Source organism: Cupriavidus sp. HY129 (genome assembly GCF_059492215.1).
The window spans coordinates 3114692-3140307 of sequence record NZ_CP083254.1; the positions used below are offsets into that span (position 1 = coordinate 3114692).

At 64.6% G+C, this 25616-nt stretch carries 23 protein-coding genes and 1 pseudogene; 14 read left to right on the forward strand and 10 right to left on the reverse strand.

The annotated features are described in order from the left end of the window. Positions 1–525: 525 nt before the first annotated feature. Entirely contained in the window at positions 526–1302 is a 777-nt protein-coding gene (locus tag K6G35_RS14235) for an enoyl-CoA hydratase (protein ID WP_008647558.1), read from the reverse strand. 227 nt (positions 1303–1529) lie between these two features. On the opposite strand from K6G35_RS14235, the gene paaG reads away from it, so the two are divergent. The 3 genes from paaG (at position 1530) to paaK (ending at position 4243) form a co-directional block, all read left to right on the forward strand. After that, positions 1530–2372, forward strand: coding sequence for a 2-(1,2-epoxy-1,2-dihydrophenyl)acetyl-CoA isomerase PaaG (gene paaG, locus K6G35_RS14240; protein ID WP_008647559.1), 843 nt, complete (start codon positions 1530–1532; stop codon positions 2370–2372). Between the two features lie 32 nt (positions 2373–2404). Beyond that, entirely contained in the window at positions 2405–2845 is a 441-nt protein-coding gene (paaI, locus tag K6G35_RS14245; RefSeq protein ID WP_008647561.1) for a hydroxyphenylacetyl-CoA thioesterase PaaI, read from the forward strand. 93 nt (positions 2846–2938) lie between these two features. After that, positions 2939–4243, forward strand: a complete 1305-nt coding sequence (gene paaK / locus K6G35_RS14250) for a phenylacetate--CoA ligase PaaK (protein WP_008647562.1) — start codon at positions 2939–2941, stop codon at positions 4241–4243. A gap of 22 nt (positions 4244–4265) precedes the next feature. Here paaK and norR read toward each other — a convergent pair whose 3' ends face one another. Next, on the reverse strand, positions 4266–5843 hold the full coding sequence (norR, locus tag K6G35_RS14255; RefSeq protein WP_008647564.1) for a nitric oxide reductase transcriptional regulator NorR: 1578 nt from the start codon (positions 5841–5843) through the stop codon (positions 4266–4268). A gap of 160 nt (positions 5844–6003) precedes the next feature. Here norR and K6G35_RS14260 point away from each other — a divergent pair, with 160 nt between their 5' ends. Beyond that, on the forward strand, positions 6004–8283 hold the full coding sequence (locus K6G35_RS14260) for a nitric-oxide reductase large subunit (protein WP_495675871.1): 2280 nt from the start codon (positions 6004–6006) through the stop codon (positions 8281–8283). A gap of 18 nt (positions 8284–8301) precedes the next feature. On the opposite strand, the pseudogene cobA reads toward K6G35_RS14260, so the two are convergent. The 6 genes and pseudogenes from cobA to mltA all read right to left on the reverse strand — a co-directional run. Beyond that, positions 8302–9006 (reverse strand): annotated as a pseudogene (gene cobA / locus K6G35_RS14265) (uroporphyrinogen-III C-methyltransferase); the annotation flags it as partial. 11 nt (positions 9007–9017) lie between these two features. Beyond that, on the reverse strand, positions 9018–10499 hold the full coding sequence (locus K6G35_RS14270) for a nitrite reductase (protein WP_008647574.1): 1482 nt from the start codon (positions 10497–10499) through the stop codon (positions 9018–9020). Beyond that, positions 10496–11659, reverse strand: coding sequence for a heme d1 biosynthesis radical SAM protein NirJ (gene nirJ, locus K6G35_RS14275; RefSeq protein ID WP_035881137.1), 1164 nt, complete (start codon positions 11657–11659; stop codon positions 10496–10498). The genes K6G35_RS14270 and nirJ overlap by 4 nt, the downstream gene beginning before the upstream one ends. Before the next feature lie 3 nt (positions 11660–11662). Then, positions 11663–11968, reverse strand: a complete 306-nt coding sequence (locus K6G35_RS14280) for a c-type cytochrome (RefSeq protein ID WP_011517655.1) — start codon at positions 11966–11968, stop codon at positions 11663–11665. A 20-nt stretch (positions 11969–11988) separates the two neighbouring features. Further along, positions 11989–13638, reverse strand: coding sequence for a nitrite reductase (locus tag K6G35_RS14285; protein WP_035881135.1), 1650 nt, complete (start codon positions 13636–13638; stop codon positions 11989–11991). Positions 13639–13849: 211 nt separating this feature from the next. Further along, complete coding sequence (gene mltA / locus K6G35_RS14290; RefSeq protein ID WP_200876266.1) at positions 13850–14989, reverse strand: murein transglycosylase A; 1140 nt, start codon at positions 14987–14989, stop codon at positions 13850–13852. Positions 14990–15087: 98 nt separating this feature from the next. Here mltA and K6G35_RS14295 point away from each other — a divergent pair, with 98 nt between their 5' ends. After that, a complete protein-coding gene (locus K6G35_RS14295; RefSeq protein WP_008647581.1) occupies positions 15088–15285 on the forward strand; it encodes a hypothetical protein in 198 nt (65 codons plus the stop codon). Positions 15286–15303: 18 nt separating this feature from the next. Here the strand turns inward: K6G35_RS14295 and apaG are convergent, their stop codons facing one another. Continuing rightward, on the reverse strand, positions 15304–15678 hold the full coding sequence (apaG, locus tag K6G35_RS14300) for a Co2+/Mg2+ efflux facilitator ApaG/CorD (protein WP_008647582.1): 375 nt from the start codon (positions 15676–15678) through the stop codon (positions 15304–15306). 168 nt (positions 15679–15846) lie between these two features. Between apaG and rpe the strand changes: the two genes are divergently transcribed. The 8 genes from rpe (at position 15847) to K6G35_RS14340 (ending at position 23189) form a co-directional block, all read left to right on the forward strand. Then, complete coding sequence (gene rpe / locus K6G35_RS14305) at positions 15847–16548, forward strand: ribulose-phosphate 3-epimerase (protein WP_008647584.1); 702 nt, start codon at positions 15847–15849, stop codon at positions 16546–16548. A 21-nt stretch (positions 16549–16569) separates the two neighbouring features. Beyond that, positions 16570–17310: a phosphoglycolate phosphatase gene (gph, locus tag K6G35_RS14310; RefSeq protein WP_495675872.1), complete on the forward strand. Its 741-nt coding sequence runs from the start codon at positions 16570–16572 to the stop codon at positions 17308–17310. Positions 17311–17770: 460 nt separating this feature from the next. After that, positions 17771–19297 carry an anthranilate synthase component I gene (trpE, locus tag K6G35_RS14315; RefSeq protein WP_186426430.1) on the forward strand — a complete coding sequence of 509 codons (1527 nt, stop codon included), beginning with the start codon at positions 17771–17773 and terminating at the stop codon, positions 19295–19297. Between the two features lie 23 nt (positions 19298–19320). After that, positions 19321–19890 carry an aminodeoxychorismate/anthranilate synthase component II gene (locus tag K6G35_RS14320; RefSeq protein ID WP_008647587.1) on the forward strand — a complete coding sequence of 190 codons (570 nt, stop codon included), beginning with the start codon at positions 19321–19323 and terminating at the stop codon, positions 19888–19890. Between the two features lie 50 nt (positions 19891–19940). Further along, complete coding sequence (gene trpD, locus K6G35_RS14325) at positions 19941–20969, forward strand: anthranilate phosphoribosyltransferase (protein WP_008647589.1); 1029 nt, start codon at positions 19941–19943, stop codon at positions 20967–20969. A gap of 6 nt (positions 20970–20975) precedes the next feature. After that, on the forward strand, positions 20976–21788 hold the full coding sequence (gene trpC, locus K6G35_RS14330; RefSeq protein ID WP_011517662.1) for an indole-3-glycerol phosphate synthase TrpC: 813 nt from the start codon (positions 20976–20978) through the stop codon (positions 21786–21788). Between the two features lie 7 nt (positions 21789–21795). Then, on the forward strand, positions 21796–22419 hold the full coding sequence (locus tag K6G35_RS14335) for a CYTH domain-containing protein (protein ID WP_011517663.1): 624 nt from the start codon (positions 21796–21798) through the stop codon (positions 22417–22419). Continuing rightward, a complete protein-coding gene (locus K6G35_RS14340) occupies positions 22419–23189 on the forward strand; it encodes a uracil-DNA glycosylase (protein ID WP_035881132.1) in 771 nt (256 codons plus the stop codon). Before K6G35_RS14335 ends, K6G35_RS14340 begins: the two co-directional genes overlap by 1 nt. 61 nt (positions 23190–23250) lie before the next feature. Here the strand turns inward: K6G35_RS14340 and K6G35_RS14345 are convergent, their stop codons facing one another. Continuing rightward, entirely contained in the window at positions 23251–23538 is a 288-nt protein-coding gene (locus K6G35_RS14345; RefSeq protein WP_008647148.1) for an acylphosphatase, read from the reverse strand. 330 nt (positions 23539–23868) lie between these two features. Between K6G35_RS14345 and K6G35_RS14350 the strand changes: the two genes are divergently transcribed. Next, positions 23869–25614 (forward strand): ABC transporter permease, encoded by a 1746-nt coding sequence (locus K6G35_RS14350; protein WP_008647147.1) that lies wholly within the window; start codon positions 23869–23871, stop codon positions 25612–25614. Positions 25615–25616 lie beyond the last annotated feature (2 nt).

Below are 25616 nucleotides of genomic sequence, written 5' to 3' on the forward strand. Positions count from 1 at the left end.
CGAAGAACCCAACCAACATGTTTTACTGTGCGAGCACTGATAACTTTTGAAGCATCACAGCGACCGAAGTCACCGTGGCGTTCGCCATCAAGCGCCCACACTTATCGGTTGTTTGATTGTTAAAGAACCTCAGCGCCCGGCTTTGCCGGTTCGCTGTCGCTGCCTCGCTGACGTTGCCGTCATTTCGTTGCAGCGGAGAAACGAGATTATGCAGAGCATTCAGCGTTTCGTCAACAGTTTTTGCAGAACTTTTTTCTGCCGGTCAGCGCTGCATTCCTTCGCAACCCCAACCCACTGCCGCCCCGCAACCCTTGTCGCTGCTGCGTTTGCAGTGCGTTTCGTGTTGCGAGGGGGCGAATATTAGGCCGGTTCACCGGGCTTTGCAACACCAATGTCACGTTACCGTGATCAAGAATTCGGCCTGCACTCGGCAAGTCATTGATCGTAAAGAAAAAATGGGCCGGAAATAACTTTCCGGCCCATTTAATAACCCTTGATTATCCTCGGGTATTCCCTAGTCCAAGGTCACCGATTCTGGAAATTGGGTGTACGTTTCTCCACAAACGCTGCCATACCCTCCTTCTGGTCCTCGGTGGCGAAGGTCGAGTGGAACAGGCGGCGCTCGAAGTGGACCCCTTCATTCAGAGTCGTCTCATAGGCAGCGTTCACCGACTCCTTGATCATCATGACAACCGGCAGCGAGTAACCGGCGATGGTCTCGGCCGCGGCCACGGCTTCGTCCACCAGCTTGTCCGCCGGGACGATCCGGGAAACCAGCCCGGCGCGCTCGGCCTCGGTTACATCCATCATGCGTGCGGTCAGGCACATGTCCATCGCCTTGGCCTTGGAGACGGCACGCGGCAGTCGTTGCGTGCCACCGGCGCCGGGCATCGTGCCGAGCTTCACCTCCGGCTGGCCGAACTTCGCGCTGTCGGCGGCAATCACGATGTCGCACATCATCGCCAGTTCGCAACCACCGCCCAGCGCATAGCCGGCCACGGCGGCGATCACCGGTTTGCGGATGCGCCGGATCGTCTCCCAGTTACGGGTGATGTAGTCGCCCTTGTAGACATCCATATAGGAGTACTTCGCCATCATGCTGATATCCGCCCCTGCGGCGAAGGCGCGCTCGCTCCCCGTGATGACGATGCAGCCGATTGCCTCGTCCTGGTCGAATGCCGTCAGCGCCGCGCCCAGTTCGTCCATCAGCGCGTCATTGAGCGCATTGAGCGCCTTGGGCCGGTTCAGCGTCACCAGACCAACGCGGCCTCGCGTCTCCACCAGGATGTTCTCGTACGACATGTCTGCTCCTTGCAATGCGGTTGGGTTCTATTTGTCGAGTGTCAGCGGGGACGATACTGGCGTGCTTGCGCCCAGCTGGTCAAGCACACCAGCCTCTTGCGCCCTGCCACCATCCCGTCTACTATTTGCCGACCGACTGGTCGGTTAATTTAAAGCGATCGCGTCCTCACTACAATGGCCGTGCATCGCATCGTGGCATCAGATCCACTACCAACCAGGAGAACAATATGGCGCAGGAGACAACCATGCCCCCATCCCAAGCGCAGGCAACTGCGCGCGCAAGCCTCGATTCCGGCCCGATCCTGCTGCACTGGCAGGGTGATGTGGCCGTCGTCACGCTCAACCGCCCCGACAAGCTCAACAGCTTCACACGCGACATGCATCGGGCACTGGTCACCGCGCTCGACCATGTCGAGACAGGCGGTGCCCGCGCGCTATTGCTGACCGGTTCGGGGCGTGGCTTCTGCGCCGGGCAGGATCTGGCCGACCTCGATTTCACCCCCGGCCATGCCACCGACCTTGGTGAACTCATCAATGCGTGGTTCAACCCGCTCGTGCGACGCCTGCAAGCACTGCCCCTGCCGGTCATCGCCGCCGTAAACGGCACGGCAGCGGGCGCGGGGGCGAACCTGGCCTTCGCCTGCGACATCGTGCTCGCGGCCCGGTCGGCCAGCTTCATCCAAGCCTTCGTGAAGATCGGACTGTTGCCCGACTCGGGCGGCACGTGGCTGCTGCCCAAGCGGGTAGGCATGGCCCGCGCGCTTGGCCTGGCCATGACGGGCGACAAGCTCAGCGCCGAAGAGGCCGAGAAATGGGGTCTGGTCTGGGAAGTGATGGACGACCCACTGCTGGCCGAGCAGGCCATGGCGCTGGCCACGCATCTGTCCGCGCAGCCCACGCGCGCCTTGGCGGCGATCAAGCAAGCCATACACGCCAGCGCGACCAACACCTACGACGCCCAACTCGATCTGGAGCGCGACCTGCAGCGCGAGCTTGGCCAATCGCACGACTACAACGAGGGCGTGAACGCCTTCCTCGAAAAACGCGCGCCCCGATTCACCGGCGCCTGACAGCATTCCCGCCAACGCCAAAGGAGACCCGCTTGACGCAAGATCCTCAAGCGCTTGCCGAAGCGGCCGCCCACGCCATGTACGAGTCCGATGCCTGCAGCCGCTGGCTCGGCATGGTCCTGGAAGCGGTCCGCCCCGGCTATGCCCGCATATCGATGCCGATCCGCCCCGAGTTCCTGAACGGCCATGGCATCTGCCATGGTGGACTGATGTTCACTCTGGCCGATTCGACGTTCGCATTCGCCTGCAACAGCCACAACATCAATACGGTGGCGTCGGGCTGCTCGATCGAATTCCTGCGCCCAGTGCATGGCGGCGATGTACTGACAGCCGAAGCAGTCGAGCAGGTCCTGTCCGGCCGCCATGGCATCTACGACATCCGCGTGACCAACCGCGCCGGCGAACCCGTGGCGATGTTCCGTGGCAAGTCGGCCCAGATCAAGGGGCATGTGGTGCCACCCGCGGAGTCCTGACACGCGCGGAAAGACAGCCACGCAGCAAGACCGCAGGAAACAAGCAGAAGCCAGCGCCAACGTAGCGCCACCGATCCGAAAACGGAGACATTCATGATTACGCGCCTGACCGATCTGCCCCTGGAGCCGATCGAGACCGCCAGCCGACAGGAGCTCCAGGCCCTGCAGCTCGATCGTCTGAGATGGTCCCTTCGCCACGCCTATGACCATTCGCCGGTGTACCGGCGCAAGTTCGACGAGGCTGGCGTGCATCCCGACCAAGTGCGATCGCTGGCCGATCTGGCCCGCTTTCCGTTCACGACCAAGAAGGACCTGCGCGATAACTACCCGTTCGGCATGTTCGCGGTGCCGCAGGACAAGATCGCGCGCATCCATGCCTCGTCGGGCACCACCGGCAAACCCACGGTGGTGGGCTACACCCTTGGCGACATCGACACCTGGGCCACGGTCATGGCACGTTCGATCCGCGCCTCGGGCGCCCGGCGCGGCGACAAGGTGCACATCAGCTACGGCTATGGCCTGTTCACCGGTGGACTCGGCGCGCATTACGGCGTGGAGAAGGCAGGCCTCACTGCCATTCCCTTCGGCGGTGGCCAGACCGAGCGGCAGGTGCAACTGATCCAGGACTTCAAGCCCGAGGTCATCATGGTGACGCCGAGCTACATGCTGGCGATCGCCGACGAGCTCGAGCGCCAGGGTGTTGACCCGGCCTCCACATCGCTGAAGATCGGCATCTTCGGCGCGGAGCCGTGGACGCCCGAAATGCGCTTGGCGATCGAGAAGCGGATGGGCATCTCGGCGGTCGATATCTACGGCTTGTCCGAAGTGATGGGCCCGGGCGTCGCCAATGAATGTGCCGAGACCAAGGACGGCCCAACGATCTGGGAAGATCACTTCTACCCCGAGATCATCGACCCCGATACGGGCGAAGTCCTGCCGGACGGCGAGTTCGGCGAACTAGTCTTCACCTCGCTGACGAAGGAAGCGATGCCGGTCATCCGCTATCGCACCCGCGACCTTACGCGCCTGATGCCGGGCAGCGCGCGTGCCGCATTCCGTCGGATGGAGAAGATCACCGGCCGCACCGACGACATGATGATCGTGCGTGGCGTGAACGTATTCCCGTCGCAAATCGAGGAACTGATCCTCAAGCACGCGGAACTCGCGCCTCACTACCAATGCGTGCTGAACAAGGATGGCCCGCTCGATACGCTGATCGTGCGCGTGGAGTGTGCGCATGGGGCAGACCCGGCCACCGCGCGGCAGGCCGAATCGCAGCTCGCGCACGACATCAAGTCCTATATCGGCGTGACGGCGGGCATCGAGATCCTTGCCGAAGGCGGTGTCGAGCGCTCCGTCGGCAAGGCCCGGCGCATCGTCGACCTTCGTCCGCGCTAAGGTACTGCCGCGCCTGAGCGTCCTAGCGCGTTCTTGCCGCACTCTTGCTGCCGCCCGGCTCGTCGCGCTTGACGCCGAGCCGGCGGGCCAGCTTGTGCAGATTGCTGGCATCCATGCCAAGCTGCCGCGCGGCCTGGGCCCAATTCCCGCACTGGGCCTCCAGGGCCTGCTCGATGCACCGGCTCTGGCAGGCCTCCACCGCCTCGCGCAAGCTGGTGGCCGGCGCCGACATAAACGGCGCCGCATCGGCGGCGGCATCGGCTGGCGCGACAACCCCATCCAGATCCAGCAAATCGGTGTCGAGCGTAATGATGTCCTTGCGGCTGGCGCCCCGGCTGAGCAGCTTCAGCGCGGCCCGGCTGATCACATGCTCCAGCTCGCGCACGTTGCCCGGCCACGTGTATCGGCGTAGCGCATCCTGCGCCGCGACGGACAGGCGCAGGCTGCGCAGGCCCAGCCGCGCCCGGTTGAGTTCCAGGAATCGTCCCGCCAGCAGCAGCACGTCATTGCCGCGTTCGCGCAGCGGCGGAATCGGAATGGGATAGACCGAGAGCCGGTGATACAGGTCGGCGCGGAACGAGCCGTCGCGCACATGCTCGCGCAGGTTGCGGTTGGTCGCCGCGATCACGCGCACGTCTACGCGGCGCGGCCGATCGGATCCCAGGCGCTGGATCTCGCCGTTCTGCAGCGTGCGGAGCAGCTTGGCCTGGATGGCCAGCGGCAGCTCCCCCACCTCGTCAAGGAACAGCGTGCCACCGTCGGCGGCCTCGAAGCGCCCAGGGCGCTCGCCCGTCGCACCCGTGAAGGCGCCGCGCACATGGCCGAACAGTTCGCTTTCGGCCAGGGATTCAGGCAGTGCGGCGCAGTTCACGTGAATCAGCGGGCGGTCCCGGCGGCGTGACAGCCGGTGCAGCCGGTGCGCGAACAACTCCTTGCCAACGCCGGTCTCACCGAGCAGCAGCACCGGCAGTTCAGAATCCGCCACCACGCCGATCTCGTGCATGAGCTGCGCGATTGCCTCGCTCTCTCCGATGATTTCGCCGATGACCTCGCCGTCGTCGCGCACCGTCTCCCCGGCGGCGCCCACCGCGCGGCCCATGCGTAGCGCGCGGATCTCGCCCTCCAGCCTCGAGGTGCGGATCGATGCCTCGATCAGCGCCGTCAGCTGGCCCAGTTCCGCCTGGGCCGACGCGGTAAACGTCCCGACTTCCAGGGCATCCAGCGTCACCACGCCCCACGGCTTGCCTTCGCTCTGGAGGCTGATGCCCATGCAGTCGTGGACGGGCAGCGGCTCGCCCACGTGCTCGTCGATCAACCCGTCGTATGGATCGGGCAACGCACTGTCATGGTGGAAGCATGTGACGCCACGCCGCGCCAGGATCGCCGCAAGCCGGGGATGAAGGCCCACGGAGAACCGCCGTCCCAGTGCATCGCGCACGAGGCCATCCACCGCGATCGGACGCAGGTGGTCCTCCTCCAGGCGCAGGATCGCCACCGCTCCGCAGTGGAAATGCGAACGCAAGCACCCTACCAGGCGCTGCAGCCGCACGGCCTGGGGAAAGTCGGCGCAAAGATCCGCAAGAAGCACATCGCTAATCATGGTCAAAACAACCCTAGATAGTCAAAAACACCCTAAACGGCCACGGTGAATATTACCGCGCCCAACGCCAACCCGTTGAATCTTTTAGGACTCTTATCAGGCACGCGAATCGCATAGATGAAGCGGTATTCATTGCGACATCAAGAAGGAGCAATTCATCGTGGGCCCCTACAAGAAACTATGGTTCTTGTTGATCGCCGTGCTGGCGGTCACCTTTTCCTTACTCGGTTACTACGGTGCCGAGGTCTATCGGCAGGCGCCGCCCGTTCCGGCCAAGGTCGTCACCTCGGACGGCGCCACGCTTTTCACCGGTGACGAAATCCTTGACGGCCAAACCGCATGGCAATCCGTCGGTGGTATGCAGCTTGGCTCCATCTGGGGCCACGGTGCCTACCAGGCGCCGGATTGGACGGCCGACTGGCTGCACCGCGAACTGACCGCATGGCTCGACCTGGCCGCGCGTGACCAGTACGGCAAGGATTACGCCGCGCTGGACGCGCCCGCGCAGGCCGCCCTGCGCGCGCAACTCAAGTCCGAGTACCGCAGCAACCAGTTCGACCCGGCCAGCCAGGCGCTGACCGTGTCCGACCGCCGCGCGAAGGCGATTGCCAAGACGGCCGATTACTACAGCCGCCTGTTCTCCGATGCGCCCGAGCTGCACAAGAGCCGGGAGAGCTTCGCGATGAAGGAAAACCCGCTGCCTTCGGCGGAGCGACGCGCTCGCCTGACCAACTTCTTCTTCTGGACCGCCTGGGCAGCCTCCACCGATCGTCCAGGGCACACCGCCACCTACACCAACAACTGGCCGCACGAGCCGCTGATCGACAACCATCCCACTGCGGAGAACATCGTCTGGTCGATCGCGAGCGTGGTGATCCTGCTGGCCGGCGTGGGTCTGCTGGTATGGGCCTGGGCCTTCCTGCGTGGCAAGGAAGAACCCCTGCCTGCCGCACCGGCACGCGACCCGCTGACCACCTTCGCCCTGACGCCTTCGCAACGCGCGCTCGGCAAGTACCTGTTCCTGGTGGTGGCGCTGTTCGCCTTCCAGGTGCTGATCGGCGGCTTCACCGCGCACTACACGGTGGAAGGGCAGAAGTTCTACGGCATCGATGTTTCGCAGTGGTTCCCGTACACGCTGACGCGCACCTGGCACATCCAGAGCGCGCTGTTCTGGATCGCCACCGGATTCCTGGCTGCCGGCCTGTTCCTGGCTCCGCTGATCAACGGCGGGAAGGACCCGAAGTATCAGAAGCTCGGTGTCGACATCCTGTTCTGGGCGCTCGTGGTCGTGGTGGTCGGCTCCTTTGCCGGCAACTACCTGGCGATCGCGCAGAAAATGCCGCCCAACCTGAACTTCTGGCTCGGCCATCAAGGCTATGAGTATGTGGATCTGGGTCGACTCTGGCAGATCGGCAAGTTCGCTGGCATCGTGATCTGGCTCGTGCTGATGATGCGAGGCATTGCCCCCGCCCTGCGCGCGCGCGGCGGTGACAAGAACCTGCTGGCGCTGCTGACGTCGTCGGTGGTGGCCATCGGCCTGTTCTACGGCGCCGGCCTGTTCTACGGCGAGCGCACCAGCCTGTCGGTGATGGAATACTGGCGCTGGTGGGTCGTCCATCTGTGGGTGGAAGGCTTCTTTGAAGTGTTCGCCACCACCGCACTGGCATTCATCTTCTCCACGCTGGGCCTGGTATCGCGTCCGATGGCCACGACGGCCAGCCTCGCGTCGGCCTCGTTGTTCATGCTCGGCGGTATCCCTGGTACGTTCCACCATCTCTACTTCGCTGGCACCACAACGCCTGTGATGGCCGTCGGCGCGAGCTTCAGCGCGCTGGAAGTCGTGCCGCTGATCGTGCTCGGTCATGAGGCATGGGAAAACTGGCGCCTGAAGGAACGCGCGCCCTGGATGGTCAATCTGCGCTGGCCGCTGATGTTCTTCACCGCTGTGGCGTTCTGGAACATGCTGGGCGCCGGTGTGTTCGGCTTCATGATCAACCCGCCGATCACGCTGTACTTCGTGCAAGGTCTCAATACCACCGCCGTGCACGCACACGCTGCACTGTTCGGGGTCTACGGCTTCCTGGCGCTTGGCTTCACGCTGCTGGTACTGCGCTATGTCAGGCCCAACTACACGCTGAACCCGCGCCTGATGTCGATTGCGTTCTGGGGAATGAATGGTGGTCTGGTTCTGATGATCGCCACCAGCCTGTTGCCGGTGGGTATCATCCAGTTCATCGCCAGTGCAAGTGAAGGCCTGTGGTATGCACGGAGCGAGGCCTTCATGCAGCAGCCACTCCTGCAAACGCTACGCTGGATGCGTACCTTCGGTGATGTGGTCTTCCTGGTGGGCGCGCTGTCGTTCTCGCTGCAGGTCGTGCTCGGGCTGTTTGGACGGCAGCCCAGCGGCAAGGTCGCCGAAGGCGTGCTGGTCCGTCAATGAAGCAGGGTTGGGGATGTCGACGACTTCCCCAACCAGAATGACCGCCGGGCTGGCAAGCCCGGCATCCGCAGCCTCGGTCAATGTAGCCAGGCTGCCAACCCAACGCTTCTCATCCCCACGGCTAGCATGCATCACCACCGCAACCGGCATTTCCGACCGCATACCCGCTTGCAGCAAGGCGTCGCGAATGGCGGCAAGACGGCTCATCCCCATGTAGATGACGAGCGTCGTCCGGCTGCCGACCAATGCGGCCCAGTCGGGATCGCCATCGTCACGCGTATGCGCGGTAACGAAGGTCACACCGTGGCAATGCTGACGATGGGTCAGCGCAATGCCAAGCGCCTGCGCAGCCGCCATGCCGCTGCTGATGCCGTTGACGATTTCCACTTCGATGCCGTGCCCACGCAGGAACTCGGCTTCCTCGCCGCCGCGACCGAACAACAATGGGTCGCCGCCCTTGACACGCGCCACACACCGGCCGGCCAGCGCGTGCTCGAGCGCCTGCTCGTGAATGCTGGACTGACTCACCGAACAGCGGCCGCCACGCTTGCCGACGGAGATAATTTGCGTCCCGGGGTTCGCATAGCACAGCATGGCCTCTGGCACGAGATCGTCCACTAGCCAGACATCTGCTTCACGCAGCGCCCTGACTGCCTTCATGGTGGCGAGTTCCGGATCGCCCGGGCCCACCCCAACCAGCCAGACCTTTCCGGTCGTTTGCATGTTGGTACTCCTCAATGGCTCGTGCCAGACGAGCGCGTAGTCTTGTTGAATACGTTGTACTTGCCGATCGGCTTGTCCATCGGCAGTCGCTTGACTTCCTTCAGCGTCCTGGCGTCGTAGACGACGATCGCCCCATCGGCTTCCATCAGGCTGACCAGCGCATATCGACCATCACGGGTGAACTCCACGTGCGCCGCGGTGCGTCCCGGAGACGGCGTGACACTGCCAACGATGGCGAGTGTCTGCTTGTCGATCACCTGCAATGTGTCGCGCTTCGGACTCATCATCGCGTCGGCCCATGCGTATGGCGTGGCTTCGTGGCTACGCAGGAAGAAGCCCGGCCCATTGGTCGGGATCGTCGCCACGGTCTTCCAGGACTGCATGTCGATCACGCTGATCGCGCCCTGCTTCAGGTTCGGGGATGCCATGACTTCGCGGCCGTTGCGCTTCCACGTAATACCGCTACCAAGATGTGGCATGCCGGTCAGCGCGAGGTCTGCCACCTTCCGGCCCGCGTCGAGATCGATCACCTGACCCGTGGCCGTGCGCGAGGCGCCAAGAATGTGGCGATACGGCTGATCGAAGAAGAAGTCGTCGAGCACGTCCGTGAGTTCGATCACGCGTGGCTCGAACGTCTTCTTGCCGGTGTATGGGATCTCCCAGACCTCGGGAATATCGCGCAGCGCGACGATGAACGACCCTCGCGGCGCGGCGTCGTAAACGGCTGAAACGCGCGAGGACTTGCCACCCGCGCCCGTAACCGGATAGATGCGCTGCAGCGACAGGTCCGACGCGCGCAGCAGCACCAGCGTCTGGGGCAACGTATTGCCGACCATCACCCACTCGCCATCTTCACTGACCGCTAGATTGCGCGTATTCATGCCGGCGCGGATCTCGGCCACGAGCTTCAGGTTCCAGAGGTCGTACTTGCTGACCCAGCCATCGCGGCTCGCCATGTACACATAGCGTCCGTCGCTGCTGAACTTCGGCCCGCCGTGCAGCGCGAACCGGGTGGTGAATCGGTGAATCGGTTCGAGTTTGTCGCCGTCGAGCACGCTGACGTGATGCGTCCCGGCCTCGACGACCAGAAACAGGTTGGAAGGATCGGCACTGAAAACGGGCCGGTCCGGCAGCGTGCCGGGTGCGTGATAGACGATGCGCGATGCCTCGATGTCCGCCTGCTCCCAGCGCGGCGTGGCCGCGGGTGCGGAGCGCAGCCAGGTTGCCATCTGCTTGATCGTGGCATCTCCGAGTTCTTTGGAGAAGCCTTGCATCTGCGTGGCCGGACGACCGTTGCGCAGCACGTCGAGCAAGTCGTCGGGCCGCAGCCGCTCCAGGCTTTCCGGCAACAGCGCCGGGCCCATGCCGCCCAGACGATCGGCGCCATGGCACGCCGCACAGTGACTGCTGTAGATGCTGGCGGGATCGATAGTCGTCTCCGCGCTGGCGGCGAATGAAGCAAACATGCACGTCCAGAGAATCGCGTGCTTCATGTCATTGTCTCCAGATTGGGCTGCGCACTGATCTCCGCGTCTGAGAGATAGCAGCCTGGGTCCTGCGCCCACGGATTGCCGCTGACCGCGTAGGCCCGTGCGCGCGTGTTGCCGTTGCAGATGTCACGATGCAGGCAGGTCGCGCATCGGCCCTGCAACGGTCTCGGCCTGGCGGCCAGGCCACGCATCAGCGGATGGCTGCGGTCGGCCCAGATCTCGCCGAACGGGCGCTCGCGCACGTTGCCAAGGGAGAGTTGCCACCACATCGTGTCCGGGTGGACATTGCCGAGGTTGTCGATATTGGCCACGCCGACACCCGTGGCATTGCCGCCCCAGTTGACCAGTCGCTCGCGCATGTCTGCAACGCGCTCGGGCCATTGGCGCGCAATCCAGTACAACAGGAACACGCCATCGGCATCGTTGTTGCCCGTGACGAAGTCCCCGGCGCTACCCTGCTGCGCGCGTGCCCAGACATGCTCGAACAACCACTCGACCGCCGCGCGTGTACCCGCGTGGCGCGCGTCGTCGTCGCGATGGCTGCGGCCTCGCCCGGCGTAGTTGAAGTGGGACAGATAGAACTTGTCGATGCCTTCGGCTTCGGCCAGGGCCACCACGGAAGGCAGCTCGGCCGCGTTGGCCTCGGTCAGCGTCATGCGCACACCCACGCGCAGGCCGGCGTCGCGCGCGATGCGCAGCCCGGCTATCGCCTGGGTAAAGGCGCCATTCATGCGACGGAAGCGATCGTGTGTGGCTTCGATGCCATCCAGGCTCACGCCGACATAGTCGAACCCTGCCGCAGCGAGCCGCGCAGCGTGTGCCGCGTCGAGCAACGTACCATTCGACGACAGGGAGAGATGAAATCCAAGTTCGCGCGCACGCGCGGCGATCTCGTACAGGTCCGGCCGCAACAGCGGTTCGCCACCGGACAGGATCAGCGCGGGCACGCGCGCCGCCTTGAGCTGGTCGAGCACGGCCATGACTTCGCCGGTCGACAGCTCGCCCTTGAAATCCGTATCGGCAGATGTGGAATAACAGTGCTTGCAGTTGAGATTGCAGCGCCGCACCAGATTCCAGATCACCACGGGACCACTGGCACGGCGCGGCGGGGGGACCGACCCCCCGTCGCGCAGCGCCTCCATGAAGCGGGAGAGTCGGAACATGGATCAGAGGCTTAGCACCCACTTGGCCAACGTGTTGGCTTCCGCCTCGCTGACCTGATTGGGCGGCATCGGGATCGGGCCCCACTTTCCGCTACTTCCCTTCAGGATGCTTTGAGAAAGCTGCGCAGCAGCCGCCTTGTCACCTTTGTACTTCGCGGCGATGTCCTTGTAGGCGGGGCCGACCAGCTTCTTGTCGACGCTGTGGCAAGCCATGCAGTTCTTGCTTGTGGCAAGTTCCTGGCTGGCAAACGCGGTAACCGGCAGCGCGGCAGCAAGTGCCACGGCGGCGATAACTGTAGACGGATGCATGCGAATTCTCCTTCCGCTGATCAATAGACGTCGTGTTGTGTGTTGTGCGCGTTGAACTTGCCCGTCGGGGTAATCAGACGCGGGTCCTTGATCACGGCCTTGAGCTTGCGGGTCTTGTCATCGACCACGACCAGCGCGGACTCGCCATCCTTGGTACCCCAGACCGAGAACCAGACTTCATCACCGGCCTGGTTGTACTCGGCCTGCACCACACGCTTCGCGCCTTCGCCCTTCAGGTTCGCCCATTCGGCGATCGGCAGCACCTTGTAGCCGTCTTCCAGCTTCTGCGTATCGAACACCGCCACGCTCTGGTTCAGCTTCGCGTCGGGATTGAGCGGCGTATCCACCCACAGGTTGTGCGACTTCGGATTGGTCTTGATGAACAGCGAGCCACCGCCCTGACCCTTGAGCGTTTCCACCACCTTCCAAGCCTGCGCCTTATGGTTGATGGGGTCGGTGCCGATCAGGCTGATGGTCTCGTCACCGAGATGGCTCGTGGCCCAGACCGGACCGAACTTCGGATGCTCGAAGTTGGCGCCACGTCCCGGGTGCGGGGTCTTGCCGACATCGACCAGCGCGGCCAGCTTGTCTTCCTTGGTATCCACGACAGCGATCTTGTTCGATGCGTTCGCGGCCACCAGGAAGTAGCGACCCGTGGAGTCGAAACCACCGTCGTGAAGGAACTTGGCGGAATCGATCGTGGTGGTCTTCAGGTTCTTCAGATCCGAATAATCCACCATCAGGATCTTGCCGGTTTCCTTCGCGTTGATGACGAACTCGGGACGGAAATGGCTGGCAACGATCGATGCGACACGCGGCTCGGGGTGGTACTCGTTGTCGACGGTCATGCCGCGTGTGGACACCACCTTCAGCGGCTTGAGCGTGTCACCTTCCATGATCACGTACTGCGGCGGCCAGTACGAGCCGGCCACGGCGTACTTGTCTTCGTAGCCCTTGTACTTCGAGGTTTCCACCGAACGCGCTTCGAGGCCGATCTTTACTTCCGCGACGTTGTCGGGCTTTGGCAGCCACAGGTCAATCAGGTTCAGACGCGCATCGCGGCCGATCACGTACAGATAGCGCCCGGACGCCGACATGCGCGAGATGTGCACCGCGTAGCCGGTCTTGACGATATTGATGATCTGCTTGCTGTCGCCGTCGATCAGCGCGACCTCACCGGAATCGCGCAGCGTGACCGAGAACAGATTCTGCAAGTTGTAGTTGTTCATCTTGCGCGTTGGCCGCTTGGCCACGGGCACGATGTCCTTGCGCGATTTTTCGATGTCGGCCAGCGAGAATTCCGGCGGTGTCGGAGGATCGAGCTGGATGTAGCGCGCCATCAGGTCGACCTCGGGATCGGTGAGATCGCCCGAGGTGCCCCAGTTGGGCATACCGGCCGGACTGCCGTACTTGATGAACGTCTTCAGGTATTCGGTGCCACGGGCACGCGTGATGTCGGGTGTCAGCGGTTTGCCCGTAGCGCCCTTGCGCAGCACGCCATGGCAGCCTGCGCACCGTTCGAAATAGATCTGCCTGGCGTGGTTGAATTCTTCCGCAGTCAGCTTCGGCTCGGGATTCTGAGTCGGCGCCGTCTGGGCGCTACCGTGCGCACTCCAGAAGAAGAGCGGCATGGCCGCCAGTGCGGGGAACATCCATGATTTCGCTTTCATGATTTTTCATTAGCGAGTGGGGAATGCTGTGCTGCGGCACCGTGCGTGGAGCGCGGCGCGCGACAGATGTTCCAATCATGGGGAAGAAGAACTGCATCGCGATTGACACGAGTCAACGCGGGGAACGGGGCAGGAGAATAACCCTGCTACGTGTCAGGGAACTAACTCGAACGGCGGGCATTGCTGTATGTAGCCCGCCGGTAACATGACGTCAGCTGCGCGGCATCAGGACCCACATCCTGCCGCCCTGCTTCATGCGGCCGGCGGTCTCGCCGGCGGCGTCGCCTGCGCCCCAGAAGAAGTCCGCGCGCACGCCACCCTTGATGGCGGAGCCCGTGTCCTGCGCGAACATCAGACGTTGAATCGGCTCGGAGGAAAGTGGCCGTGTGGTCGACAGGAAAACCGGCACGCCAAGCGGGATGGTTGCGGGATCAACTGCTATCGAGCGTTCCGCCGTAAGCGGCACGCCCAGCGCGCCCACCGGTCCTTCGTTGGTCGGCGGCAATTCGCGGAAGAACACAAAGCGCGGATTGACGTTGAGCATTTCGTCCACGCGTCCCGGGTTGGCGCGCGCCCATGCCTTGATGCCCTGCATCGTGGCCTGCGCCGGCGTGATCTCGCCACGGTCGAGCAGCCATTTGCCGAAAGAGCGGAACGGCTGGTCATTGGTACCGCCGTAGCCGACACGCATCATCGTGCCATCGGCCATGCGGATGCGGCCGGAGCCCTGGATCTGCAGGAACGCGGCTTCGACCGGATCATCCACCCAGGCCAGTTCGCTGCCACGCATCGCGGGGTTCTGCAACAGCTCGGCGCGCGGCGGCAACATGCCCTTGCCGAGTTGCGGCGGCCGGCGATAAAGCGGGATCTGATACGCACCCTGACGCGTGCGGGAGCCGTGCAGGATCGGCTCGTAGTACCCGGTAATCAACCCGTTGTCCGTCCCATCGACGTTGACCACGCGGTATGGCAGGAAGTTGGTTTCGAAGTACGTGCGCATCGCCACGAGATCGCCGGCATCCACCATCAGGCCAACGGCGCAGACGCGGTTCCAGTCGGCGCGCTTTTTCAGCGCCTGGCAGCTCGCCAGCAGCGCGGGCCAGGCGGCACGCACGTCGTCCTGACTCCAGCCACCGATTTCCGTCCAGCTTGCCGGTTGCAACCGGCCTGCCGCGGAGGAGGTCGCAGGTGCCTTCCCGCCCGGGACGCCGCCCGGACCTTCGATACGCGGGGGCGGACCGCTCATGCAGCCGGCCAGTAGCGCGGCAGCGCCCGTCAGGGCAAGCCAGCCGCGCCAGGAAGTGTTGCTCGACGACGCGCGGGGCGCGCGCAGGGAATACTGATTTGCCATCTTGTCCATTCTTCGCGGACACGGCCGGCGGTCAGACAGTCCACAACCCCGCGCATGTCCTACAATCTCAACCCGATCCGTCGACTGACCCCTTTGCGATGAGCCAGTTCTTCGAAAACCACCCTACCCTGCTACTTGCCGCCGAAGCCGGCGTGGCGCTGCTGTTGCTGATCTTCATCGTGGTCTGGACGATGAGCACCGCCAAGAAGAATCCGCGCCCCACGCGCGCGCCGGAGGACCATCCGTCCCGCGCCAAGCAGACCTCGACGGATGCAGACACGCCGCCCGAGGCCTAGTTCCCGCCGCGCGGCGGTTCAGTGCAGCATTCGAGGCAGCACCAGCGCGAATTCGGGAATCGGCACCTCGAAACGGTGGCCGTCCTCGGCCACGCAGAAATAATCGCCCTTCATCGATCCCACCGGGGTGGAGATCGTCGCCCAGCTCGAATACTCGAAGTGCTCGCCCGGCTTGAGCAGTGGCTGATGGCCGACCACGCCCAGGCCAGAGACTTCCTGCGTCGAGTTGTCGCTGTCAGTGATGATCCAGTGGCGCGAGATCAGCTGCGCGGCGACTTCGCCGGTGTTGTGGATCGTGATGGTGTAGGCGAACGCGTAGCGTCCACGGTCTGGGTCCGATTGGTCCGGCATGTACTGCGTGCGCACGGCCACGGAAAATGCGTACTCGCTCATGTATCGACGTGGTAAGAAGGGTCGGCAGGCCGCGCGGCGGCCGGGTGTTGCGCATTGTGCGGCAAGGCCATGGCAGGGGCAAGCGGCCCGGCCAGGCGTCCGTCCCGACTCCGGGGGCCCGACCGGCGTAAAATACCGCCCATTCCGCCTTCAGCCCGCCCGAATATCATGAGCAGCCCCACCTTCCGCATTGCCCCGTCCATCCTGTCCGCCGACTTTGCCCGCCTGGGCGAGGAAGTGCGCCGCGTCACCGAAGCCGGCGCGGACTGGATCCATTTCGATGTGATGGACAACCACTACGTGCCCAACCTGACCGTCGGGCCGCTGGTCTGCGAGGCGATCCGCCCGCACGTCACCGCCCCGATCGACGTGCACCTGATGGTACGTCCGGTGGATCGCATCATCCCGGACTTTGCCCGCGCCGGCGCCAACATCATCACGTTCCACCCCGAGGCCAGCGACCATATCGACCGCTCGCTCGCGCTGATCCGCGACAACGGCTGCCAGGCCGGCCTGGTGTTCAACCCGGCCACGTCGCTGCACTACCTGGACCACGTGATGGACCGCCTGGACGTGATTCTGCTGATGTCCGTGAACCCGGGCTTCGGCGGCCAGTCTTTCATTCCCGAGACGCTGAACAAGCTGCGCGCCGTGCGCCAGCGCATCGACGCGTACACCGCGCGCACGGGCCGCCAGATCCTGCTGGAAGTGGACGGTGGCGTGAAGGTAGACAACATCGCCGAGATCGCCGCGGCGGGCGCGGACACGTTCGTGGCGGGCTCCGCCGTATTCGGCAAGCCGGATGCCGACGGTGGCTACAAGGGCGTCATCGGCGCGCTGCGCGCCGAGCTGGCCACGGTTGGCAAGTAATCAGGCAGGGAAGTCACGCGCATGAGTCTCGAAATACTGCGCCGCACGGACTGGCACGCCATCCGGGCGGTGATCGTCGACCTCGATGGCACCATGGTCGACACCGCCGGCGATTTTCACGCCGCCGTCAACGCGATGCTGCTGGCCCTGGCGCACAAGCATCCCAACCTGGGCCCGGTCGAGCCGATGTCCCAGGAGGACATTGTCAGCTTCGTCGGCAAGGGGTCGGAGAACCTGATCCGCCGCGTGCTGGACGCGCGTTTCTCGCCGCTGCACGCCAACGGGCTGTTCGCTGATGCCTACGCGCTGTACGACCGCGAGTACGTGCGGATCAACGGCCAGTTTTCGAACGTCTACCCGAATGTCCGCGAGGGCTTGGCGGCGCTCAAGGCGATGGGCCTGCGCATGGCCTGCGTGACCAACAAGCCGTGGAACTTCACCGAACCGCTGCTGGCCCGTACCGGCCTGGCGCAGTATTTCGACCTGGTCTACGGCGGCGACGCGTTCGCCCTGCGCAAACCCGATCCGTATCCGCTGCTCAAGGTGGCCGAGGCATTCCGGGTCGATCCGGAGGCCGTGCTGGCCATCGGCGACTCCGAAAATGATGCGCGGGCGGCTCGTGCGGCGGGCATGGGAGTGCTCTTGATGCCATATGGCTACAACCATGGCAATCCTGTACAAGACGTCGACGCCGATGGTATAGTCCCCGACATTGCCCGCGTGGCTGCGCTTCTTGCCGCACATCGGGCAACACACCGCTAAACCCGGCTGAACACCATTCAATGTTCCTCAACCGCAAACGCAACTTTCTTGGCAGTGATCGGCAGGCTTGGCCCTGGCGTCGCTGGCGCGCCTTTGAACAGGCGTAAAGTGCGTTCGCGAGTTTCCTGACGGGCTTGCGGGGATACATCGGGACTTATTAAGTCCGCCGCAGTCACCCCCCCAAGCTCCGCCGGCCCGGTCCAGATTCACTGTCGACCGACGTCTCCGGCAGATCCTTCCGCCAGCGCCGTAGCCCAGATGCCTGTGTGCTACGGTTAGCTCATGAACGCGCCGCACGCCACGCCTTCGGCCGTGTGCGCGCGTGCGTCAAACGCGTGTGCTACACGGTCCGCTCCCGGGGCGGGTTGCCGCAACTTCTCCAGCCCTCCCCCTGCCGACGACACACGCGGCGCCGCCTGAACCCGACCATCGTGGCGGGCGCCGCAAGAAGAGGATCGACATGACCGAACTGGAATTCAAATCGCTGGCCGACCAGGGATACAACCGCATTCCCATCATCGCCGAGGCGCTGGCCGACCTGGAAACCCCGCTGTCGCTGTACCTGAAGCTGGCCCAGTCGCAAACGCGTGGCGTGAACACGTTCCTGCTGGAATCGGTGGTCGGGGGCGAGCGTTTCGGCCGCTACTCGTTCATCGGCCTGCATGCCCGCACACTGCTGCGCGCCTACGGGCACCGTGCCGAAGTGGTCACCGACGGCAAGGTCGTGGAGACACACGAAGGCAACCCGCTCGATTTCATCGCCGAGTTCGAAAGCCGCTTCAAGGTGGCGCTGCGCCCCGGATTGCCGCGCTTCTGCGGCGGTCTGGCCGGCTACTTCGGCTACGACGCGGTCCGCTATATCGAAAAGAAGCTGGCCGACACCCAGATGCCGGACGACCTCGGCCTGCCCGATATCCAGTTGCTGCTGTGCGAGGAACTGGCGGTCATCGACAACCTGTCCGGCAAGCTCTACCTGATCGTCTACGCCGACCCGACCACGCCGGAAGCCTATTCCCGCGCCCGCCAGCGCCTGCGCGAACTGCGCATGAAGCTGCGCCAGCCCGTGGATGTGCCGGTGACGAGCCCCTCCGTGCTGACCGAGGTCTATCGCGAATTCGCCAAGCCCGACTACCTGGCCGCCGTGCACAAGGCCAAGGAATACATCATGGCCGGCGACATGATGCAGGTGCAGGTGGGCCAGCGCCTGATGAAGCCGTATCGGGACTCGCCGCTGTCGCTCTACCGCGCGCTGCGCTCGCTGAATCCGTCGCCGTACATGTACTTCTACAACTTCGGCGATTTCCAGGTGGTGGGCGCCTCGCCTGAAATCCTGGTGCGTCAGGAGACCCGCAAGGTCGGCGGCACCCAGGCCAACGGCGACACGCAGAATGCCCGCATCGTCACGATCCGCCCGCTGGCCGGCACCCGCCCACGCGGCAGCACCCCCGAGCGCGATGCCCAACTGGCCACGGAACTGCTCAACGATCCGAAGGAGATCGCCGAGCACGTGATGCTGATCGACCTGGCCCGTAACGACATCGGCCGCATCGCGGAAACGGGTTCGGTCAAGGTCACCGACAAGATGGTGATCGAGAAGTACTCGCACGTGCAGCACATTGTCAGTTCCGTGGAAGGCACGCTGCGCGACGGCATCAGCAACCTCGACGTGCTGCGCGCCACGTTCCCGGCCGGCACACTGTCCGGCGCGCCGAAGGTGCGCGCGATGGAAATCATCGATGAACTGGAACCGCGCAAGCGCGGCATCTACGGCGGCGCCGTGGGCTACCTGTCGTTCGGTGGCGAGATGGATCTGGCCATTGCCATCCGCACCGGTGTGATCAAGGAAGGCAATCTCTACGTGCAGGCCGCGGCCGGCATCGTGGCGGATTCGGACCCCGAAGCGGAATGGAGGGAAACCGAAGCGAAGGCACGCGCCGTGATCCGCGCCGCCGAACAGGTCCAGGACGGTCTGGACGCCGACCTCTGAGCCCAGGAACAGGAGAAACGAACATGCTGCTGATGATCGACAACTACGACTCGTTCACCTACAACCTGGTGCAGTATTTCGGCGAACTAGGTGCCGACGTGCGGACCTTCCGCAACGACGAGATCACGATCGAGGAAATCGAAGCGCTCAAGCCCGACCACATCTGCGTGTCGCCGGGACCGTGCAGCCCGCACGAGGCCGGCATCTCGGTGCCCGTGCTGCAACACTTCGCGGGCAAGATTCCGCTGCTGGGCGTGTGCCTGGGCCACCAGGCCATCGGCGAGGCGTTCGGCGGCAAGGTGATCCGCGCCAAGCAGGTGATGCACGGCAAGGTCAGCACGATCGAGACCACGCAGGAAGGCGTCTTCGCCGGGCTGCCCAAACACTTCGACGTGACGCGCTATCATTCGCTGGCCATCGAGCGCGAAACGCTGCCCGATTGCCTGGCTGTCACCGCCTGGACGCCGGACGGCGAGATCATGGGTGTGCGCCACAAGACGCTGGCCGTCGAGGGTGTGCAGTTCCATCCGGAATCGATCCTGTCCGAACACGGCCATGCGCTGCTGGCCAACTTCATCAAGGCGCCACGATGAGGCGCACCGATTTTTCCGCTTTCGCCGCACACTCTGCCCAAGAATCCGCCATGTCCATCACGCCGCAGGAAGCACTGACGCGCTGCATCGAGCACCGCGAGATCTTTCACGACGAAATGCTGCACCTGATGCGGCAGATCATGCAGGGGCAGATGTCCCCCGTGATGGCCGCCGCCATCCTGACCGGCCTGCGCGTCAAGAAGGAGACGATCGGCGAGATCTCGGCGGCGGCACAGGTGATGCGCGAGTTCGCCAATCACGTGATCGTCAAGGACCGCGAGAACTTCGTGGATATCGTCGGCACCGGCGGCGACGGTTCGCACACGTTCAACATTTCCACCGCGTCGATGTTCGTCGCCGCTGCCGCTGGCGCGAAGATCGCCAAGCATGGCAACCGTGGCGTGTCGTCGAAGTCCGGCAGCGCCGACGTGCTCGAGGCGCTGGGCGTGAACATCATGCTGACGCCGGAGCAGGTAGGCCAGTGCATCGAGCAGACCGGCATCGGCTTCATGTTCGCCCCGACCCATCATCCGGCCATGAAGAACGTGGCGCCGATCCGCAAGGAAATGGGCGTGCGCACCATCTTCAACATTCTCGGCCCCCTGACCAATCCCGCCGATGCGCCGAACATCCTGATGGGCGTGTTCCATCCGGACCTGGTCGGCATCCAGGTGCGCGTGATGCAGCGCCTGGGCGCGCAACATGCGATCGTGGTCTATGGCAAGGACGGCATGGACGAGGTATCGCTCGGCGCGGCAACGCTGGTGGGCGAACTCAAGGACGGCGAAGTGCGCGAGTACGAGATCCATCCTGAAGACTTCGGCCTGTCGATGATCTCGAACCGCGGGCTGAAGGTGGCAGACGCCGTCGAGTCGAAGGAAATGCTGCTGGAAGCGCTGGGCGATGTGCCCGGCACCCCGCGCGAAATCGTGTCGCTGAACGCCGGCACCGCGCTCTACGCGGCCAATGTGGCCAGTTCGATCGAGGATGGTATCCGCCGCGCGCGCGAAGCCATCGCCAGTGGCGCCGCTCGCGAGAAGCTCGACCAGTTCGTGCGCGCCACCCAGCAATTCAAGTGAGCCCCCATGTCAGCCAAGTCCGACATCCTGGAAAAGATCCTGGCCGTGAAGGCCGATGAGGTGGCAGCCGCGCGCAAGAAGCGCGACCTGCCGAGCCTGCGCGCCGAGGCCGAGAGCCTGCGCCACGAAACCGGCATGGCCCCGCGCGGCTTCGAGCGCGCACTGCGCGACAAGATCGCGGCCGGCAACGCCGGCGTGATCGCCGAGGTCAAGAAGGCCTCGCCGTCGAAGGGCGTGCTGCGCGAAAACTTCGTGCCGGAGGCCATCGCCGAAAGCTACGCCGCCCATGGCGCGGCCTGCCTGTCCGTGCTGACCGACGTGAATTTCTTCCAGGGTCATGCCGAGTACCTGAAGCGCGCGCGTGGCGCCTGCCCGCTGCCGGCGCTGCGCAAGGACTTCATGGTCGATATGTACCAGGTCTACGAAGCCCGCACCTGGGGCGCCGACTGCATCCTGCTGATCGTCTCCGCGCTCGACCACGGCCTGATGGCCGAGCTGGAAGCGTGCGCGCACGAACTCGGCATGGATGTGCTCGTGGAAGTCCACGGCGGCGAGGAACTCGATAGCGCGCTGCGACTGAAGACGCCGCTGCTGGGCGTGAACAACCGCAACCTGCGCACCTTCGAGGTCTCGCTGGACAACACGCTGGACCTGCTGCCGCGCATGCCGGCTGACCGGCTCGTGGTAACCGAATCGGGCATCCTCGGGCCCGACGACGTCAAGCGGATGCGCGACGCCGACGTCCATGCCTTCCTGGTCGGCGAAGCGTTCATGCGCGCGCCGGAGCCGGGCGTGGAACTGGCCCGCCTGTTCTCGTGATTCCCACATGGGCATCGAGATCGAACTGAAACTGGCCGTGCCCGACGCCGCGCTTGCCGCGGTGGCGGCCTGGCTCGACGCCAACGGGCAGCCACGTGGCGAGTTGACGTTGCTGAACGTCTACCTCGACACCCCCACCCGGGATCTGGCGCAAGCCCGCGCGGCGCTGCGCCTGCGCAGGAAGGGCGAGCAGTGGCTGCAAACGCTGAAGACCGCCGGCCACAGCGCCGCCGGCCTGGCTGCCCGCCACGAATGGGAAACGCCAGTCGCGGGCGAGGCCATCGACTTGTCGTGCTTCCCCGACGATGCCCGCGCCGTGCTGACGCCGCTGGCAGACCGGCTCGCTCCGGTATTCCGGACCGACTTCGCCCGCCGCACCTGGATTGTCGAACAGGATGGCGAGCGCATCGAGGCCGCGCTCGACACCGGTGCGATCAGCGCCCCCGGCACGTCGCGGACCGAGCGCATCCAGGAACTCGAACTGGAATGGCTGCCGCGCGATGGGGCTGACGAACGCCATGTCGAAGCCGCATTGCGCGCATTCGCCCTGCGCCTCGCCCACATCGCCCCGTTGACCCCTTCGGACCTCAGCAAGGCCGCGCGCGGCTACCGTCTCACCACCCCATCCTGATGCAAGCCGACCTGTTTGCGCCCGACACGCCGGAAACTTCCAGCGCCACACCCCAGACCGTCAGCCTGCAGGAGCAGGCCGATGCCCTGCCCGCCGCCTGGCGAACCTTGCTCGCGCCATGCGTGGGCAAGGCCGAATGGTCGTCGCTGTGCGCGTTCGTCGACGAAGAACGCGCGGCGGGCAAGCCGGTGTTTCCACACGCGGTATTCCATGCCCTGCACCTGACGCCGCCGGACGCGGTCAAGGTCGTGATCCTTGGCCAGGACCCGTACCACGGCACTGGCGTCGTGGATGGGCTGGAGATCCCGCAGGCACACGGGCTGGCCTTCTCCGTGCCCGAGGGCGTCAAGGTGCCACCGAGCCTGCGCAACATTTTCAAGGAAATCGGCGCGGAATACGGCGTGGCGCCGACGCGTGCGTCGGGCAATCTGGAAGGCTGGGCACGTCAGGGCGTGCTGCTGCTGAATACGGTACTGACAGTCGAGCAGGGACAGGCCGCCAGTCATGCGAAGCGCGGCTGGGAAGCTGTGACCGACTGCGTGATCCACGCACTGGCGGCATCGCGGCCGAACCTGGTGTTCCTGCTCTGGGGCAGCCACGCGCAGGCCAAGCGCGCCTTGCTCGAAGACCAGACGCATTGCGTGCTGGAAGCGCCGCATCCGTCACCGCTGTCAGCGCACCGGGGTTTCCTGGGCTGCGGCCATTTCCGTCAGGCCAACGACTGGCTCGAACGCCACGGCCGTGGCGGTATCGACTGGCAGGCGACCTGACCGACCTGACCGACCGGGCCGACCGGGCCGACAAGCAGGAGGCCGCCGCTCAAGCGATCACTCAGGCCGTGGGCAGCCAGTCGAATTGATCGAACAGCTGCGGCGCCGCCTGAGCCACTTCCACCTTCGACACCTGCGCGGCGGGCGGCCCCGCCTCCATCCACACGCGTAGCGCCTCCAGGCGCTCGCGCGGGCCGCTGGCCAGCACCTCCACCCTGCCGTCGACACGGTTGCGCACCCACCCACCCAGACCGAGCGATGTCGCCCGGTCCGCACATGCGGCACGATAGCCCACACCCTGCACACGGCCGTGGGCGAACAATTGCCAGGTTTCCGTCGTGGTTGTCATGATTTGCTTCCATACTGAGGGGCGCCATCAAAATGAAGCGAAACAGCTCTGGCCAAACGCGTGGCCGCAGACAGTGCAAGTAGTACGGCAAGGCCACGCAACAACGCCAGAATCATTTTGATAGCGTCTCTAGGTACACTACCTGGCCCGCTTGGGCGTTAGGTCATCAGCATACGATGCCTTTGCCCTCTCCCCCAGCCCCTCTCCCGCCTGCGAGAAAGGGGCGCGAACCGACAGCGTTGGAATTGCGCGGTGTTGGCCGCCCTCCCCGCTTGCGGGCGAGGGATCGATGGAGAGGCTACGGCGGTTCCGAAACGAAGGGCCGTGCCCATGCCACCAACGCAAGATAACCAACCCGCACCCGGCTACGTCGGCCCTCTGCTGACTGCGCCCCCAAACCGGTTCGACTTCGCACTGCTGCCGATCATCCTCGCGGTCATCGTCATCGTGGCCTTTGCGGCCAAGCAGATGGTCGTGCCGTACCAGCCTGGCGACGCGCTATCCGTGCAGCTGGACGTCGCCAGCCTGCCCTACTATCTGATGCGCACCAGCATACGAATGCTGGCGGCGCTGGCGGCGTCGCTGCTGTTCTCGTTCGCCTTCGCGGCCATCGCGTCGCGCAATCGCACCGCCGAGAAAGTGATGGTGCCGGCGCTGGACATCCTGCAGTCGATCCCGGTGCTCGGTTTTCTGTCGATCACGGTCACCGGCTTCATCGCCCTGTTCCCCGGCAGCCTGGTCGGCGTGGAATGCGCGGCGATCTTTGCGATCTTCACGTCGCAGGCCTGGAACATGGCCTTCAGCCTGTATCAGTCGTTCCGCACCATCCCCGGCGATCTGATCGAAGCCGCGGCAATGTTCCGGCTTTCGCCCTGGCAGCGTTTCTGGCGGCTCGAAGTGCCGTACGCCATGCCCGGCCTGCTGTGGAACATGATGATGTCGATGTCTGGCGGCTGGTTTTTCGTGGTCGCTTCCGAAGCCATTTCGGTATCCGGCCACGACATCCGCCTGCCCGGCATCGGCTCGTACATCGCGCTGGCGATCCAGCAGCAGAACCTGCCGGCAATCGGCTGGGCCATCGTGGCGATGCTGGTCGGCATCCTGATCTACGACCAGTTCCTGTTCCGCCCGCTGGTGGCCTGGGCCGACCGCTTCCGCTTCGAAACGCTGGCGCAGGACACCATGCCCCAGTCCTGGCTGCTCGACCTGCTGCGCCGTTCCGCATGGGTCCATGCACTGCTCAAGTGGACCGCCAGCCTCGGCGGACGCACGCTGGCGTGGAGCGCCCGCCACCGCAACATGGTGGTACTGCCCGCCGCGCCAGCCCGCTGGAGCCCCTGGCTCGAGCGCCTGCGCGATACGGTGATCATCGTCATCGCGCTGGCGGCGCTCTATCGCGTGGTGCACTTCGTGCACAGCGAGGTGGGCTGGGGCGAGGCCGCGCACGTGCTGTGGCTTGGCGTGCTGACGATGACGCGCGTGATCGTGCTGATCGCGCTGGCGGCGCTGATCTGGGTGCCGATCGGCATCCGCATCGGCCTGAACCCGTCCGTGGCGCGCATCGCCCAGCCGATCGCCCAGTTCATGGCCGCCTTTCCGGCCAACCTGATGTTCCCGCTGGCCGTGATGGCAATCGTCAGGTTCGGGCTCAATCCCGAGATCTGGCTCAGCCCGCTGATGATCTTCGGCACCCAGTGGTACATCCTGTTCAACGTGGTGGCCGGGGCTTCCGGCATTCCCACCGAACTGCGGCTGGCCGCGCGCAACTTTGGGCTCAAGGGCTGGCTGATGTGGCGCCGCTTCCTGATTCCCGCCGTGTTCCCGAGCCTGCTGACCGGACTGGTCACGGCCGCAGGCGGGTCCTGGAATGCGAGTATCGTCTCGGAATACGTGACCTGGGGCGATCGCACGCTCGTGGCCACCGGCCTTGGCAGCTACATCGCCGAAATGACCGCGCGGGGCGACTTCCCGCGCATCGCACTCGGCATCGGCGTGATGGCGCTGTTTGTGGTCGGCTTCAACCGGCTGCTCTGGAACCGCCTCTACGATCTCGCGCAGTTGCGCACCCGACTCTGACA